Genomic DNA, 14,964 nt, shown 5'->3' on the forward strand with positions numbered 1-14,964 from the left:
GCTCTCCTTGCGTCAAAATCGGCCGATCAGGCATCGGCCAGGGCCGCCGGCTTGGGCGACCATCCATCGGGATAATGGGAGATCAGCTCGGCCTTCAGCTCGAGCTGCCGGAAGCGCCAGCGTGGCCCGTCGGCCAGCGCCTCGGCGACATAGCGCCCACCGATCCAATAGGCGCGCCCGCTCGCGGCGGTCGCCACCTCCCAGAGGTAGAATTCAATATCGGCGGACAGCAGGTCGTCGGCCAGCACGACCTTGGGCGACACCAGATAGTGGAGCGTCCAGCGGAAGCCCCGATCGGCATTGCCGGCGACGCCCTCCGCGATCGCGTCGCGCCCGCGCAGCTCGCCATAGCGATCGATCAGGAAGGCCGCATCGTCGGCGAACAGATCGCGCAGCGCCGCCGCCGACGGCCCCGCGTCGAACGCCCGGCCGAGATCGGCGATCAGGTCGTCGATCGCCCGCAGCGCCTCCAGCCTCTCGATCCTGCGTTCCAGTGTCTCCATCGCCACGCTCCGAAAAAAACAGGGGGCGGGCCCGGCAAAGCCCGCCCCGTCATCATCAGAAGGAATAGCGCGCGCTGAGATACCATTCGCGCGGACGGCCATAGACGCCCTCGACCAGACCACCGAACGAGTCGGCATAACCGGAACCGAGATAGACCTCCTTGGTCAGGTTCTTGACGCCGGCGGTGATGCCCCAGCGCTTGTCCTCGTCGGTCCAGGCGACCGAGGCGTTGACGAGATGATAGCCGTCCTGGACGAGCAGCGGGGTGTTGACCGCGTCGTTGTAGACCCGCGACCGATAGGACCAGTCGACGCGCGGCTGGAAGCTGCCGATGCCGTCCGCCTGGATATTGTAGGCGACGCCGGCGCTCAGCGTCCATTTCGGCGCGTTCTGCAGCTTGGTCGAGGTCGTCACGCCGGCGTTGAGCGCGCGGATGTCGACCCGGCGGTACTTGGCGTCGAGATAGCCGAGGCCCGCGTCGATCTGCAGCCCGCCGATCGGACGCGCCTGCATCTCGAGCTCGAAGCCCTTGATCCGCGCCTTCGCCGCATTCTGGATGATCGGCGCGAAGCCCAGCGTCGGGTCGTTCACGGTGATCTGCAGGTCGTCATAGTCGTTGAGGAAGGCGGCGCCGTTCAGCCGCAGCCGCCGGCCGAACAGGTCCGACTTGAAGCCGATCTCATAGGTGGTGCTGGTTTCCGGCTTGAACGACGGGATGAAGGCGAAGGGCGGGAAGACGCGCTGGGTGAAGCCGCCACCCTTGAAGCCTTCCGAATAGGACACATAGCCGAGCAGCTCGGGGCTGAAGCGATAGGACAGGCTGGCCATCGGCGTCCAGGCGGTGTCCTTCACCGTCGACCGCTGTCCCAGCGGGCCCATCAGCGGATCGCCGTTCTGCAGGCCCGAGCCGTCCGGGTTGAACGGCGCCCCGGTCAGGAAGCCCGCCTCCACCACATATTGGTTGGCGTTGCCGAAGGTCTTCTTGTCCTCGGTCCAGCGGATGCCGGCGGTGAGGTTCAGGTTGCGGACGATCTCGTAGGTGCCTTGCCCGAAGAAGGCGAGGCTCTTGCCGTCGAGCACCGCGCCGCTCAGGAACACAGCGTCGACGATGTTGACGAGGTCGCGGTGGTTGCCGCTCTCGCTCGAATAATAGCCGCCGACCACCCAGTTGAAGCGGCCGTCCGCGACGTCGCCCTGGAGCTGGACCTCCTGCGAGAACTGATCCTGCTTCCAGTCGCTGTTGGTCTCGACGATCGTCGCCGGGCTATGGTCGGAATCGCGGGTCCAGAAGCCTGTGACCTTGCGATAGGCGGTGATCGACTTGAACGAGATGCCGTCGGCGATCTTCCATTCGAGCGTGCCCGATGCGCCCCAGATGTTCAGGTCCGATGCCGACTGGTAGCGCCGGGGATTGCCGTTGGTGAACACGCCCGAGATCGAGCTGAAGGTGCCGCCATGGCGATAGGGCCCGAGCACCCATTGGTTGTTGAAGCAGCGCTGGTCGGTGAAGCGGCTCGGATCGGCGGTGTTGGCGCAGATGCCGGGCGCGCCGGAATAGGCCGCGTTCCACACCTGCGCGGCGGGCGCGTTCTCGTCGATCGCGATGGCGACGTTGGGGGCGGACTGCTCCCGCGCCCGCGATCCGTCGACCGCCAGGTCGATGGTGACGTCGCTCGACGGTTCGAGGCGCAGCGCGAAGCGGCCGGCGAGCTGGTCGGTGTCGCCCAGGTCGGGCGCGCCCGCGACCACGCCTTTCACATAGCCGTCGCGCTTGTGATAGAAACCGGCGATGCTCGAATAGACACCCTCGGCGAGCGGCACGTCGATCGATCCCTTCGCCTGGATGCGGTTGAAACGGCCGGTGGTCAGCTCCAGCGAGCCGGCCAGCTTGTCCCCCGGCTTCTTGGTGACGACGCTGACCGCACCGCCGATCGTGTTGCGGCCGAACAGCGTGCCCTGCGGCCCGCGCAGCACCTCGATCCGCTCGACGTTGAGCACATCGAGGACGTTGCCGACCCCGCGCGAGATGTAGACGCCATCGAGATAGAGGCCGACGCCGGGATCGGCCGAGAGCTGATAGTCGTTCTGGCCGATGCCGCGGATGAAGATCGCGGCGGTCGCGTTGCTGGCCGAGACCGGCACAGAGCTGTTGAACTTCACGTTCGGTGTGAAGTCGCCGATCTGGGTGACGTTGTCGATGCCGCGGGCGGTCAGCCCCTCGGACGTCACCGCGGAGATCGCGATCGGCGTATCCTGCAGCGATTCCGCGCGGCGGCGCGCGGTGACGGTGATGACCTCGACGCCGTCGACCGCGTCGGCCGACGCGGCCTCGGCCGGGGCCTGCTGCGCGCTCGCCATGCCGGCCGGCGCCAAGAGCCCGAGTAGCGACGCGCCGATCAGCAGCAGGCCCCGGCCGCGCCGCGGCGCTACGATCGCCCCCATCTCGTTCTGCCTTGCCATGTTCATTTTCCCTTCCTCCCGATTGCCGCCGGCACCGCCTGTTCGGGGCCGGTCCGGGTCACGCCCCCGCGCGCCCGTCCATCACGAAACCCGAAGGTTGGTGACAGGTGCATGCAACATCATCGGACCCCCGATGCGCTAGCCTCAGGGCGCGATCAGCAGCACCACAGCGCGATTGAATGACAGTGCGAAAAAACGCCCATTTTCCGGGCCCATCGCTGCTCGCGCGCGGGTATACGCGCGGTCATGGCGCCGCTGCCGAGGGGAATTGCGGCCGCTTTGATGCGGTAGCTGGCTACTAGGCTCGGCAGAGGGATAGCCGCCCGAGCCCGCCCCCGATCATCATCATCCCACGATCCGATAGCGGACGGCTGAACAGCGCGAGGGAGCAGATGGCGAACACGGTGGAAATCAAGCGCAGCGGGGCGACGGCGAAGGACGATCCCAACTGCTTCAACCGCCTGCACTGGGCGCTGGAGCCGGTCGCCCATGCCCGTCCGGGCGACTATATCGTCTACGAGACCCGCGACGCCTTCGACGACCAGTTCAACTGGTCGACCACCCCGGCCGACGTCGCCGCCTGCGACCTCAACCGGGTCCACCCGATGACCGGCCCGGTCCATATCGAGGGCGCCGAGCGCGGCGACGCGCTGGCGGTGACGATCGTCGACATCGCCCCCTACGACTATGGCTATACCGTCATCGTCCCCGGCTTCGGCTTCCTGCGCGACGTCATCCCCGGGCCGTTCATCGCCAACTGGAAGCTCGACCGGCTCTGCGCGGTGTCGGACCAGATCCCCGGCGTCCGCGTGCCGATGTGCGCCTTCCCCGGATCGATCGGCGTGCTCCCCGGAAAGCCCGAGGTCGCCGCCGCGCTCGAACGTGAAGGCGCGCTGGCGGCGGCCGGCGGCTTCGCGCTGATGCCCGAGCCGGCCCGCGCCCTCCCCGCCGCGCTGTTCGCCGAAGGCGCGCCCTATGCGGCCGAGGGGCTGCGCACCGTGGCGCCGCGCGAAAATGGCGGCAACATGGACATCAAGGCGATGCAGGTCGGCTCCACCGTGCTGTTCCCCGTGCTCGTCGACGGCGCGGGGCTGTGGACCGGCGACATTCATTTCGCCCAGGGCGACGGCGAGGTCTGCGGCACCGCGGTCGAGATGGCGGCGCGCGTCACCCTGAAGTGCGAGGTGATCAAGGGCGGCGGCAAGAACATCGTCTTCCCGCACGTCACCGGCAACGGCCAGCTTCGCAACACCGAGCCGGGCCGCTTCCACGCGATCGTCGGCATGCCCGTGAAGAAGAAGGGCGAGGTGCCGCCCCACCTCGCCTATCTCGACAGCCCCAAGGTCGCTGCCCTCACCAACCTGTCGGAGGACCTGACCCTGGCGGCGCGCGACGCGCTGCTGCGGATGATCGACTGGATTTCCGAGACCAGGGGCTACAGCCGCGAGCAGGCCTATGCGATCTGCGCCGCCGCCGTCGACCTGCGCATCGGCCAGCTCGTCGACGTCCCCAACATCATCGTTTCCGCCGTGATCCCGCTCGACATCTTCGTCGAGTGAGCGAGCCCGATCGCGGCACCATCGGAGAGTGAACCATGAACGCTGAACATCGCTGGCTCGAAGCCTATCCGGAGCTCGGCTCCGGGCCGATCTCGACCGAACCCTATATCTCGCCCGAATGGTACGAGAAGGAGAAGGAGAAGATCTTCAGCAAGGTCTGGCTGTGCGTCGGCCGCGCGAACGAGCTTCCGCGCCCGGGCGACTACAAGGTCAAGCGGATCGAGGCGGCGAACACCTCGGTGATCGTGATGCGCGGCAAGGACGGCCAGATCCGCGCCTTCCACAATATGTGCGCGCATCGCGGCAACACCGTCGTCACCGAGAGCGGACAGGAGACCTACGGCCGCAACCGGGCCGGCGTGATCACCTGCCGTTTCCACGGCTGGGTCTACGCCGCCGACGGCGCGCTGCGCAGCGTGCCGAGCCAGGAGCGCTTCTATTCCTGCTTCGACAAGGGCGAGAACGGCCTCGCACCGATCCATCTCGACACCTGGGAAGGCTTCCTGTTCATCAACGTCGCCGAGAAACCCGAGCACAGCCTGGCGGAATTCCTGGGCGACTATGCCGAGCATTTCCGCGGCTTCCCGTTCGAGGAGCTCGACTTCGGCTTCACCTACCGGACCGAGCTGGAGTGCAACTGGAAGGTCGCGCACGACGCCTTCGCCGAGGCCTATCATGTCGACACCATCCATGCCGGCTCCTTCCCCAACGTCTTTTCGAGCGGCCTGCAGAACGTCAAGCTGATGGGCCCGCATCGGACCTGCGCGGTCTGCCTGACGCTCGACGCCAAGCCGACCCCGGTGGCCGGCATTGCCAACCGGATCGCCGGCGCCAGCCTCGTCTCGCAGCGCGGCGAGTCGATGCTGCCGCCGACGATCAATCCCGATCACCGGCCCGATTTCGCCTTCGAGCTGAGCGTGCTGTTCCCGAACACGCTGCTCCATGTGTCCGAGGGCATCTGGTTCACCCACCAGTTCTGGCCGCTCGCGCACAACCGGACGCTGTGGGAGGGCCGCTATTATGTGAAGGCGCCGACCAGCAACGCCGGCCGCTGGGCGATCGAGCATGCGATGACGCTGCAACGCAACGCCTGGCTGGAGGATACCGCGACGATGGAGGACACGCAGCGGGCGATGCAGTCGCGCGCCAAGATGCACCAGCACCTCCAGGACGATGAGATCCTGATCCGCCACGCCACGGTCGTCGTCGACCGTTATGTGAACGCCTGACCTCCGGGGGATGGAAGAATGACCGAATTGACGCTGCCCACGGCGTTCGCCGATCTGGCGCCGTGGCTCGACTGGGCGCTGCCCACCGCCGATGGCCGCCAGGCCAAGCGGCTCGCCTCGACCTCCGAGACGCTCCGCCGCTTCTACGACGCGGTGCTGCCCCGGCTGGAGGCGATCCTCGCCGAGGTCGACAAGCATCCGCTCGGCCAGTTGCCGCCGACGCTCCGTCCGCTCTACGACATCGCCCTCTCACTGGCCGAGGTAGCGCCGCATATCGAGCTGTACGACGGCGCGGTCGGCGTGCCCTACGCGTTCGAGGAGGGCCGCTTCATCGCCGTCCATGGCGACCAGCCGACCTGGAGCACGCCGCAACCGATGATGACGCCGGCGCCATGAGCGCCGGCCCGTCGATCGAGCAGCGCCTGGCCCGGATCGAGGCGCGCGCCGAGATCAGCGATCTCGTCGCGCGCTATGCCCGTGGCGCCGACCGCAAGAACGATCCCGCGATACTGGGCCCATTGTTCGCCGAGGACGCGGTGTGGACGGCGGAGGGTTTCGGCGACCTGACCGGCCGCGCGGCGATCGCCACCGGCCTCGCCGCGCTCGCCGCCGAGCGGGTGCTCTGGTCGATCCACTATATGACCGCGCCGCTCGTCGAGCTGTCGGATGACGGCGCGACCGCCCGCTGCCACTGGTATCTGTGGGAGCTGTGCACCCTGTCCGAGGCGGCGGGACCGACCGATAGCTGGTTCGGCGGCTGGTACGACAGCGAACTCAGGCGGACCGGCGAGGGCTGGCGCTTCACGCGCGTCACCCTCGACGTCCGCATCCAGGGAGAGGCGAATCCGCCATGGCAACTCAAGAAACCGGTGCAGATGTGACGATCAGGCTTTGCGCAACCGATGACATTCCCGAGGGCGAGGTCCGTCAGTTCGCGGTCGACGATGGGCGAACGCTCGCCGTCTACCGTCTCGACGGCGACTATTTCGCCACCGACGACCTCTGCACCCATGGCGACGCCTCGTTGTCCGAGGGCGAGATCGAGGACGGCAAGATTCTTTGCCCCTATCATATGGGCAGCTTCGATATCCGCACCGGCGAAGCCTGTGCCGCCCCCTGCTCGATCGCGATCAGGACCTATAAGCTGGCAGTCGACGGGGACGACGTGCTGCTGCTCGACTGAGTTCCCCTTCGCCGTCATCCCGGCGGAGGCCGGGATCTCAGGCGGCTCCTGCCTCGACCTCGTCTCCTCTCTCCCGTCATCCCGGCCTCCGCCGGGATGACGGGCCGGGAGGCTTAGTGCGCATTCATCCGCTTGAGCGTCGCCGAAGGGCGCTCGCCGAAGCGGTCGAGATAGTCCCGCGCGAATTTCGAGAGATGGGTGAAGCCGCAGGCGAGCGCGACCTCGGTCACCGACAGACCTTCGTCGGCCGCCACCTTGAGCTGGCGATGCGCCAGATCGAGCCGGTGGTTCTTCAGATAGACCATCGGCGTCGTGTCGCGGAAGCGACGGAAGCCGGCATGGAGCGACCGGGCGCTGACGCCCGACACCGCGATCATCTCTTCGAGCGAGATCGGATCGCGCGAATGCTCGCGGATGTAATCCTCGACCCGGCGGACATAATAGGGCGCCGGGCTCGACGGCGGCGCATCGAACAGCTCCGAATAATTGTGCGGCACCGCCGCCAGCAGCAGCCGCTGCAACGCCTCCTCCACCGTGCCGCAGGCGCGCGCATGGGTGAAGCCGGCGATCCCCGAGTCGAGGTCGTCGCAGATGGTGCGGACGAGATGGGCGAAGGCCGCCGCCGGCCCCTGGAGACGAACCGGCTGGGCAGAAAAGTGCAATGCGCGCGGGCGGAAGCCGAGTTCCTGCGCCAGCACCGACTCGAGCCCGCATTTGGACATCTTGACGGTGAAATGCTTGTAGCCCTCGCCGAAGGTCTGCTTCACCTGCACGTCGGGATCGAGCACGCACATCTGTCCCGGTGACAGCTCGATCGTGCCCTGCTCCTGCGCGATCTGGGCAACGCCCGACAGGGAGAACTGCACGAGGTAGAGCGCGTTGGCGGGCGGGATGTTGACGACGACCCGGCCATAGGGGTTGCCGTAGTCGGTGGCGTTGAACGTCACCGACTTGAGCGACGCCTGGTGGTGACGGAACGCGATCGGCGGATTTCCGCCCTCGATCCGCAGATCGTGCGGGCAGAACATCCGGCTCATATGGTCATGGACCTCGTCGATGTCCGTGGTCACGAGCCGAGCGAGCCGCGATAGCGGCATGCCGGTCCCGTCCCAGTCGCGGGGCGCATCCAGGTTGGTGATCATCATAACCTAACCTCCACGTTCCGGTTAGATCCTCTTATCGGCCGTCGAAGATCCCGTCGGCCGTCCGTTCCGGATCCGGATACCGACGCTTGCTGTGCGCGAGACCCAAGTCGAGCAGCATTTCACAACTCTTGAACGCCACCAAGCCCGGATTGAGAACCGGTACGGAAAGGCGCTCCGCCAGGAAGGCGTGCGACTGGTGCATGGTGGTCGATCCGAGAATCAGCAGGTCGGCGCCGTCCTGCTCGATCGCCGCTCGCGCCGCATCGAGCAGCAGCGGAAAGACGCTGTCCTCCTTGCCGGCCAGCAGCTCCGCCGTGTCGGGGCGCACGCCGATCGAGCGGATCGAGGCGAGCCGATCCTCCAGCCCCTGCTCGGCCAGCACCTTCTCGTACAGCCAGCGCCAACGGTCCCACATGCTGATGATCGAGAAGCGGCGGCCGAGCTGGCAGGCGAGCAGGTAGGTCGCCTGCGCCGTGCCCACCACCGGGATCGACAGCCGCGACCGCAGCGCGGTGACGCCGGAATCGCTCATCGAATTGATGCATACCGCGTCGAAGCCCTCGGCCTCCGCCCGCGCCCCTGCCTCCAGGCAGAAGGCGTCGGCGATCACGCCTTCATAAGGGGAATCGAGCGTCGCCCCGCCGCGCGCCGCACAGGTGAACTCGACCGATATGTCGGGCCGCACCAGATGCGCGGGTATTTGCCTCGCGAAGCTCGCCAGCGCCGCCTCGGGCACCGGCACGGGCACGATCATCCTGATCCGCTTGTTCATTCGGCCCATCCCTCCTCGGGGCCGGGCCTCGCCGGTCGCGATGCCCATCATCTCGTCACGACGCCCAACCCTGAAAATATCTTTGTCAGAATCGGGCTTATCAGCGGCCATCGCCACGACAAGCCGCGTCTGCGGGACCGCCGCCATATTCCGCAGTGAGCGGCCAGTGCCTGCGCAGGGAGGATAGCCGCAGCCTCCCCCGGCAACGCAGGCTTCGTGCGAACAGGGAGAAGAGAGGTTGCGATGGCCGAAATGCTGCCCCCGGGATTCGAGGATCTGCTGCCCTTCATCGACTGGGCCAAGCCGACCGAACTCGAACGCAACGACAAGCGCTGGTCGGCCTCGCTGGAGGAGAGCCAGGCCTTCTACGACCGGATGATCGAGCGCGGGCCCGCCGCGCTCGAATATCTCGCACCATTCGAGCTTTCGGCGATCGGCGGCGCCGACCGGCGGCTGCTCGACATGTGCCTCGCCCTCGCCGAATGCTCGGCGACAATCGAGATGTACGGCGATCCGCGCCCCAAATATGTCTTCCCGATCGCCCGCTTCGTGCCGACCCACGACGCCTGGCCGCTCGCCGGCATGGGAGGCCGCGCATGAGCACCCGGCCCTGCCGCTTCATGGAGCGCTATCCCGAGGAAGGTCGCGATCCGATCCCGGTCGAGCGCTACACCTCGCCCGACTATTTCAACCTCGAACGCGAGCGGATATTCCGCCGCAAGTGGCTGAATGTCGGCCATATCCTTCAGGCGCCGAAGCCGGGCGACTATTTCGTCGCGGACCTCAAGATCCTCGACACCTCGCTGCTGGTGATCCACGGCAAGGACGGCCAGTATCGCGCCTTCCACAACATGTGCTCGCACCGCGGTGCGCCGGTTGCGTGGGATGCGCAGGGCTCGTGCAAGGGCTATCTCGCCTGTCGCTTCCACGGCTGGGTCTACGACACCACCGGCAAGCTGGTGCAGATCAGCGACGCCGCCAACTTCCCCGGCGTGAAGGCCGAAGAGAACGGCCTGACTCCGGTCCATTGCGCGGTGTGGAAGGGTTTCGTCTTCGTCAACATGGCAGCCGAGCCCGAGGAGACGCTGCTCGACTATCTCGGCCCCGTCGCCGAGGAGGTCGGCCGGTTCGACTTCGAGGGCTTTACCCCGGCCTTCTCCTACCGCATCGACGAGAATGTGAACTGGAAGACGCTGCAGGAGGCCCAGCTCGAAGGCTGGCACCTGCCCTATCTCCACGAAAAGACGCTGGCCCGCGCGGTGAAGGTCGACGGCAACCAGTATCGCCATGCTGCGATCGAGTTGCACGGGCTGCACGGCGTGCTCGGCTCGCCGCCGCCCGACAGCTTCACCCCTCCGCCGACCGCGATGCTCGCCAGCCGCTTCGGGACGGGCACGGTCCAGGCGTTCGGCGCCAAGCTCGACGGCAATGGCGAGGGCTATCGCTTCCGCGGCTCGTTCGATTTCTGGCACATCTTCCCGAACTTCTTCGTGGGGCTGCTCAACGGGCTGTTCTTCACCTTCAACATCTGGCCGCAGGCGGTCGATCGCAGCGTGTGGGAGATCAAGGGCTATTATCCGCCGGTGAAGACCGCCGGCGAGCTGTTCGCCCGCGAATATTCGAAGGTCGGCCTGCGCGACCCGATGATGGAGGACTGCTTCACCCACGAGCTGATCTGCGCGCAGCTCAAGTCGGGCGCCAAGCAGCACATCTTCTTCCAGGACGAGGAGATGCTCGCCCGTCACCTGAGCAACGGCGTCGATCGCTGCGTGCGCGGCCTCGCCTGACCGGCGGCCGCGCCGGCCTACCCCTCCCTGTGGCTCGCGTGCAGCTCGCAGCTTATCTCGATGAGCCGGACGAGCTCGGCCGAGATGTCGCCGGCGCGGTGGATCATCATGATCGGGGAATGGGCCGCCTTCTCGGCGATCGGCAGATAGGCGACGTCGTCCCGCTTCAGCCGCTGCACCGATTCGGGGACGATCGAAAGCCCGGTATGGGCCGCGACCAGGCCGATCGCGGTCTGCAGCTCGCGCACCTCCTGCACCATTTCGGGCTGGAGGCCGAGGTCATGGAAGATGCTCAATATCTGGTCGGCGTAGCTCGGCCGCGCCGGCCGCGGATAGATGATCAGCGGCTCCTCCATCAGCTCGGCGAGGTGGAGCGGGCGGCCCACCTGGGTCAGCGGATGATCGACCGGCACCACCGCGACGAGCGGCTCCTCCATCAGCACGATCCGGCGGATCGCCGCGTCCTCGAAGCGCAGGCGGCCGAAGCCGACGTCGATCCGCCCTTCCTTGAGCGCGGCGATCTGCTCGACCGTCGAGCATTCGATCACCGACACCTCGACATGGTCGGCGGTGGCGCGAAAGCGGCGGATCACCTCGGGCAGCAGCCCGAACAGGGTCGACCCGACGAAGCCGATGACGAAGCGCCGCCGTCCCTTGCCGGCATGGTCGCGCATCATGCCGCGAAGTTGATCGACCCCGGCGAGGACGTGGACGGCATGCTCGTAGAGCAGCCGCCCCGCCTCGGTCAGCCGCAGCGGGCGGGCGTCGCGGTCGAACAGCTCGGCCGCCACCTCCTCCTCGAGCTGGCGGATCTGGCGGCTCAGCGGCGGCTGGGCGATGTTGAGCACCTCCGCCGCGCGCGTGAAATTGCGCTCGTTGGCGACGGCGACAAAGTAGCGAAGGTGGCGCAGTTCCATATGATACTTGACGAGTATCAAACCGGACCGAAACAGTCCTGTGCTATCGCATAGGACCGACCTAGGAACTCACTGCATTTGAAGCGAACCATAAGAGAGAGCATGCCCTTCAAGGTCGAGAAGATTGATACCTGGATCGTCGATATACCGACGATTCGGCCGCATGTCCTGTCCATGATCGCGATCAACAAGCAGGTCATGGTGATCGTGCGCGTCCATTGCTCCGACGGAATCGTCGGGACGGGCGAAGGCACGACGATCGGCGGGCTCAGCTATGGGGACGAGAGTCCCGAGGGCATGAAGCTGACGATCGACGACTATATGGCGCCCCTGCTGATCGGTCGCGAGGCGACGAACACCGCATCGCTGATGACGCTGGTCCGCCAATATGTCGTCGGCAATCATTTCGCGAAGAACGCGGTGGAGACCGCGCTGCTCGACGCCGAGGCGCAACGCGCCGGCGTGCCGCTCAGCGAATTGCTCGGTGGCCGGCTGCGCGATCGCCTGCCGGTGCTGTGGACGCTCGCCAGCGGCGACACCGGCCGCGACATCGAGGAAGCCGAGGAGATGCTGGCGCAGCGCCGCCACGACGTCTTCAAGCTCAAGATCGGCAAGCGCGCCCTGGCCGACGATGTCGCTCATGTCGCCGCTATCAAGCGGGCGATGGGCGACCGCGCCTCGGTCCGGGTCGACGTCAACCAGGCCTGGGACGAGCCGACCGCGCGCCGCGGCGCCCATATGCTCGCCGACGCCGGGGTCGACCTGATCGAGCAGCCGCTGCCCCGCGCCGACCGCGAGGGGATGCGCCGGCTGACCGCCTATTCGCCGATCGCGATCATGGCCGACGAGGCGCTGCGCGGCCCGTCCGACGCGCTCGATTTCGCGCGCAATCGGGGCGCCGACGCCTTCTCGATCAAGCCGCCCCAGGCCGGTGGCCTGTTCGCTGGCGGGCAGCTCGCGGCGATCGCCGAGGCCGGGCATATCGGCGTCTATGGCGGCACGATGCTCGAAGGCAGCGTCGGCACCATCGCCTGCGCCCATCTCTACGCAACCTTCGCCAAGCTCGAATGGGGCACCGAGCTGTTCGGTCCGCTGCTCCAGACCGAGGAGATCCTGACCGAGCCCCTCGCTTTCCGCGAATTCGGCCTCGATCTTCCCACCGGACCGGGCCTCGGCGTTGCGCTCGACATGGACAAGGTCCACCATTTCCGCCGCGACGGGCCCAGCCGCACCGTCGTCGGCCAGCCGCTCAAGGAGTCCGCCTGATGCTCTTTCAGGTCCATATGCACGTCAACGTGCCGACCCATATCCCCGCCGCCGAGTTCGACGAGATCAAGGCGCGCGAGAAGGCCTATTTCCAGGAACTCCAGAAGGCGGGCAAATGGCGCCACATCTGGCGCCATGTCGGCCAATATTCGAACACCAGCATCTTCGACGTGGAGAGCAACGCGGCGCTCCACGACCTGCTCATGGGGCTTCCCCTGTACCCGTTCATGGACATCGAGGTCATTCCGCTCTGTCGGCATCCCTCGTCCATCCATGACGACGACCGCTGAACGACATTCATTTCCCAAGGAGAGACGTGATGGCATCCGAACTGGTGCAAAGCCCTGAAATCCAAGCCTATCTCGATCGCATTTCCGGTCTCGACCAGCCCGGCGGCGATCAGCGCATGAAGCAGATTCTCCGCCGCATCGTGTCGGACCTGTTCACCACCATCGACGATTTCGACGTGAGCGCCGAGGAATTCTGGGCAGCGCTGCACTTCATGCAGCAGGGCGCGCCCGAGTTCGGGCTGATCGCGCCGGGCCTCGGCTTCGACCATTTCCTCGACGTCCGCATGGACATCGCCGACAAGAAGGCCGGCACCACCGGCGGCACCCCGCGCACCATCGAGGGCCCGCTCTACATCCCCGGCGCGCCGATCGAGAAGGGCCGCGCCCGCCTCGACGACGGCGAGGACACCGGCGAGGTGCTGATCATGCGCGGCACCGTGAAGGACCTCGACGGCAAGCCGATTGCCGGCGCGATCGTCGACGTCTGGCACGCCAACACCAAGGGCGGCTATTCGGGCTTCGACCCGTCGCAGAAGCCCTATAACAACCGCCGCCGCATCGAGACCGCAGCCGACGGCAGCTATGTGTTCCGCAGCGTCGTCCCCTCGGGCTATTCGGTTCCGCCGCAGGGCAGCACCGATCGCCTGCTCCAGTCGGTCGGCCGCCACGGCAACCGCCCGGCGCACATCCACTTCTTCGTGTCGGCGCCGGGCTATCGCCATCTGACGACGCAGATCAACATCGACGGCGACCCCTATCTGCACGACGACTTCGCCTTCGCGACCCACAACGACCTCATCCCCGAAGTCGTCCGCCAGGAGGACCCGGAGCAGATCCGCGCCGAGCAGCTCAACGGGCCGTTCAGCCAGATCGATTTCGACTTCACTCTGCAGAAGGCGGCCGACGCGGCCGACACCGAAGTCATGGCCCGCAACCGGGCTCCGGCGCCCGCCGGCGCCTGACGACCGGGACCGACCTCTCATCACCTTTGCGGGCGGGTCCTCATCGACCCGCCCGCGGCATTTTCGCGAAGAGTGAAACGACCATGACCGACCAGGGATTCGCCAGTGTTGGCGATGGCTGCCGCATCGCCTGGCGGCTCGACGGGCCTGCGGACGCCCCCGTGCTGATGCTCTCCAACTCGCTCGGCACCACAATGGACATGTGGCTGCCGCAGCTTCCCGCGCTGACCGAACGGTTCCGCGTGCTGCGCTACGATCAGCGCGGTCACGGCGCTTCGGATGCGCCGGCCGGCGGCTACAGCCTCGACCGGCTCGGCCGGGACGCGGTCGAACTGCTCGACGCGCTGGGTTTGGAGACGGTCGATTATTGCGGCCTGTCGCTCGGCGGCATGACTGGCCAGTGGCTGGGTGTCCACGCGCCGGATCGCTTCCGGCGCATCGTCCTCGCCAACACCGCTGCCTATATGGGCCCGCCCTCGGGCTGGCAGGCGCGGATCGGCGTGGTGCTCGACAAGGGCATGGGGGCGATCGCCTCGGCGGTGCTCGAACGCTGGTTCACCCCCGAATTCCTGCCGGCATCGCCCGAGGTCCAGACGACGGTCGAGGCCTGGCTGCTCGCCACCAGCCCCGGCGGCTATGCCGGCTGCTGCGCCGCGATCCGCGACATGGACCTGCGCCCCGTCATCGGCCTGATCCGCACGCCGGTGCTGGTGATCATCGGCGGCCGCGACCCCGCCACCCCGCCCGCCCAGGGCGAGGAGATCGTCGCCGCGATCCCGGGCGCCAAGAGCGTGACCTTCGACGCCGCCCACCTGTCCAATATCGAACAGCCGGAGAAATTCGCGGCGGCCCTGCTGGACTTCCTGGCCTGACCCATTGCTGGGGGCGGC

At 67.0% G+C, this 14,964-nt stretch carries 16 protein-coding genes; 11 read left to right on the top strand and 5 right to left on the bottom strand.

All coding sequences use genetic code 11. The annotated features are described in order from the left end of the window. Window positions 1–26: 26 nt before the first annotated feature. Window positions 27–503, bottom strand: coding sequence for a nuclear transport factor 2 family protein (locus tag B5X82_RS06875; RefSeq protein ID WP_079647392.1), 477 nt, complete (start codon window positions 501–503; stop codon window positions 27–29). A 55-nt stretch (window positions 504–558) separates the two neighbouring features. Then, window positions 559–2,964: a TonB-dependent receptor gene (locus B5X82_RS06880; protein WP_235862619.1), complete on the bottom strand. Its 2,406-nt coding sequence runs from the start codon at window positions 2,962–2,964 to the stop codon at window positions 559–561. A gap of 392 nt (window positions 2,965–3,356) precedes the next feature. On the opposite strand from B5X82_RS06880, the gene B5X82_RS06885 reads away from it, so the two are divergent. From B5X82_RS06885 to B5X82_RS06905, 5 genes are read left to right on the top strand one after another with little or no spacing between them, the layout of a single operon-like run. Then, a complete protein-coding gene (locus tag B5X82_RS06885; protein WP_079647394.1) occupies window positions 3,357–4,523 on the top strand; it encodes an acetamidase/formamidase family protein in 1,167 nt (388 codons plus the stop codon). A 35-nt stretch (window positions 4,524–4,558) separates the two neighbouring features. After that, complete coding sequence (locus B5X82_RS06890; RefSeq protein ID WP_079647395.1) at window positions 4,559–5,752, top strand: aromatic ring-hydroxylating oxygenase subunit alpha; 1,194 nt, start codon at window positions 4,559–4,561, stop codon at window positions 5,750–5,752. Between the two features lie 18 nt (window positions 5,753–5,770). Then, window positions 5,771–6,148, top strand: a complete 378-nt coding sequence (locus B5X82_RS06895; RefSeq protein ID WP_079647396.1) for a hypothetical protein — start codon at window positions 5,771–5,773, stop codon at window positions 6,146–6,148. Further along, complete coding sequence (locus B5X82_RS06900; protein WP_079647397.1) at window positions 6,145–6,633, top strand: nuclear transport factor 2 family protein; 489 nt, start codon at window positions 6,145–6,147, stop codon at window positions 6,631–6,633. Before B5X82_RS06895 ends, B5X82_RS06900 begins: the two co-directional genes overlap by 4 nt. After that, window positions 6,630–6,935, top strand: coding sequence for a non-heme iron oxygenase ferredoxin subunit (locus B5X82_RS06905; RefSeq protein ID WP_079647398.1), 306 nt, complete (start codon window positions 6,630–6,632; stop codon window positions 6,933–6,935). The genes B5X82_RS06900 and B5X82_RS06905 overlap by 4 nt, the downstream gene beginning before the upstream one ends. A gap of 113 nt (window positions 6,936–7,048) precedes the next feature. Here B5X82_RS06905 and B5X82_RS06910 read toward each other — a convergent pair whose 3' ends face one another. Both B5X82_RS06910 and B5X82_RS06915 read right to left on the bottom strand, forming a co-directional pair. Beyond that, window positions 7,049–8,080, bottom strand: a complete 1,032-nt coding sequence (locus B5X82_RS06910) for an AraC family transcriptional regulator (RefSeq protein WP_079647399.1) — start codon at window positions 8,078–8,080, stop codon at window positions 7,049–7,051. A gap of 31 nt (window positions 8,081–8,111) precedes the next feature. Further along, the gene (locus B5X82_RS06915) at window positions 8,112–8,852 is read right to left on the bottom strand and encodes an aspartate/glutamate racemase family protein (protein WP_079647400.1); all 741 of its coding nucleotides are present in this window, start codon (window positions 8,850–8,852) and stop codon (window positions 8,112–8,114) included. Between the two features lie 243 nt (window positions 8,853–9,095). Between B5X82_RS06915 and B5X82_RS06920 the strand changes: the two genes are divergently transcribed. Together B5X82_RS06920 and B5X82_RS06925 are read left to right on the top strand one after the other, a co-directional pair. Beyond that, window positions 9,096–9,452, top strand: coding sequence for a hypothetical protein (locus B5X82_RS06920; RefSeq protein WP_079647401.1), 357 nt, complete (start codon window positions 9,096–9,098; stop codon window positions 9,450–9,452). Next, window positions 9,449–10,639: an aromatic ring-hydroxylating oxygenase subunit alpha gene (locus tag B5X82_RS06925; protein ID WP_079647402.1), complete on the top strand. Its 1,191-nt coding sequence runs from the start codon at window positions 9,449–9,451 to the stop codon at window positions 10,637–10,639. The genes B5X82_RS06920 and B5X82_RS06925 overlap by 4 nt, the downstream gene beginning before the upstream one ends. A 17-nt stretch (window positions 10,640–10,656) precedes the next feature. Here the strand turns inward: B5X82_RS06925 and B5X82_RS06930 are convergent, their stop codons facing one another. Continuing rightward, window positions 10,657–11,556 (bottom strand): LysR family transcriptional regulator, encoded by a 900-nt coding sequence (locus tag B5X82_RS06930; RefSeq protein ID WP_079647403.1) that lies wholly within the window; start codon window positions 11,554–11,556, stop codon window positions 10,657–10,659. 102 nt (window positions 11,557–11,658) lie between these two features. On the opposite strand from B5X82_RS06930, the gene B5X82_RS06935 reads away from it, so the two are divergent. The 4 genes from B5X82_RS06935 (at window position 11,659) to pcaD (ending at window position 14,946) form a co-directional block, all read left to right on the top strand. Beyond that, window positions 11,659–12,822, top strand: a complete 1,164-nt coding sequence (locus tag B5X82_RS06935) for a muconate/chloromuconate family cycloisomerase (protein ID WP_190282731.1) — start codon at window positions 11,659–11,661, stop codon at window positions 12,820–12,822. Then, a complete protein-coding gene (gene catC, locus B5X82_RS06940; RefSeq protein ID WP_047168498.1) occupies window positions 12,822–13,112 on the top strand; it encodes a muconolactone Delta-isomerase in 291 nt (96 codons plus the stop codon). The genes B5X82_RS06935 and catC overlap by 1 nt, the downstream gene beginning before the upstream one ends. 29 nt (window positions 13,113–13,141) lie before the next feature. Further along, entirely contained in the window at window positions 13,142–14,074 is a 933-nt protein-coding gene (gene catA, locus B5X82_RS06945; protein WP_079647405.1) for a catechol 1,2-dioxygenase, read from the top strand. An 83-nt stretch (window positions 14,075–14,157) separates the two neighbouring features. Then, complete coding sequence (gene pcaD, locus B5X82_RS06950; RefSeq protein ID WP_079647406.1) at window positions 14,158–14,946, top strand: 3-oxoadipate enol-lactonase; 789 nt, start codon at window positions 14,158–14,160, stop codon at window positions 14,944–14,946. Window positions 14,947–14,964: the final 18 nt, after the last annotated feature.

This window comes from Rhizorhabdus histidinilytica (genome assembly GCF_900167915.1).
GTDB lineage: Bacteria > Pseudomonadota > Alphaproteobacteria > Sphingomonadales > Sphingomonadaceae > Rhizorhabdus > Rhizorhabdus histidinilytica.

Coding starts and splice junctions, on each gene's coding strand:
- B5X82_RS06875 (WP_079647392.1), bottom strand. CDS start 503: ATGGAGACACTGGAACGCAGGATCGAGAGGCTGGAGGCGCTGCGGGCG.
- B5X82_RS06880 (WP_235862619.1), bottom strand. CDS start 2,964: ATGGCAAGGCAGAACGAGATGGGGGCGATCGTAGCGCCGCGGCGCGGC.
- B5X82_RS06885 (WP_079647394.1), top strand. CDS start 3,357: ATGGCGAACACGGTGGAAATCAAGCGCAGCGGGGCGACGGCGAAGGAC.
- B5X82_RS06890 (WP_079647395.1), top strand. CDS start 4,559: ATGAACGCTGAACATCGCTGGCTCGAAGCCTATCCGGAGCTCGGCTCC.
- B5X82_RS06895 (WP_079647396.1), top strand. CDS start 5,771: ATGACCGAATTGACGCTGCCCACGGCGTTCGCCGATCTGGCGCCGTGG.
- B5X82_RS06900 (WP_079647397.1), top strand. CDS start 6,145: ATGAGCGCCGGCCCGTCGATCGAGCAGCGCCTGGCCCGGATCGAGGCG.
- B5X82_RS06910 (WP_079647399.1), bottom strand. CDS start 8,080: ATGATGATCACCAACCTGGATGCGCCCCGCGACTGGGACGGGACCGGC.
- B5X82_RS06915 (WP_079647400.1), bottom strand. CDS start 8,852: ATGAACAAGCGGATCAGGATGATCGTGCCCGTGCCGGTGCCCGAGGCG.
- B5X82_RS06920 (WP_079647401.1), top strand. CDS start 9,096: ATGGCCGAAATGCTGCCCCCGGGATTCGAGGATCTGCTGCCCTTCATC.
- B5X82_RS06925 (WP_079647402.1), top strand. CDS start 9,449: ATGAGCACCCGGCCCTGCCGCTTCATGGAGCGCTATCCCGAGGAAGGT.
- B5X82_RS06930 (WP_079647403.1), bottom strand. CDS start 11,556: ATGGAACTGCGCCACCTTCGCTACTTTGTCGCCGTCGCCAACGAGCGC.
- B5X82_RS06935 (WP_190282731.1), top strand. CDS start 11,659: ATGCCCTTCAAGGTCGAGAAGATTGATACCTGGATCGTCGATATACCG.
- catC (WP_047168498.1), top strand. CDS start 12,822: ATGCTCTTTCAGGTCCATATGCACGTCAACGTGCCGACCCATATCCCC.
- catA (WP_079647405.1), top strand. CDS start 13,142: ATGGCATCCGAACTGGTGCAAAGCCCTGAAATCCAAGCCTATCTCGAT.
- pcaD (WP_079647406.1), top strand. CDS start 14,158: ATGACCGACCAGGGATTCGCCAGTGTTGGCGATGGCTGCCGCATCGCC.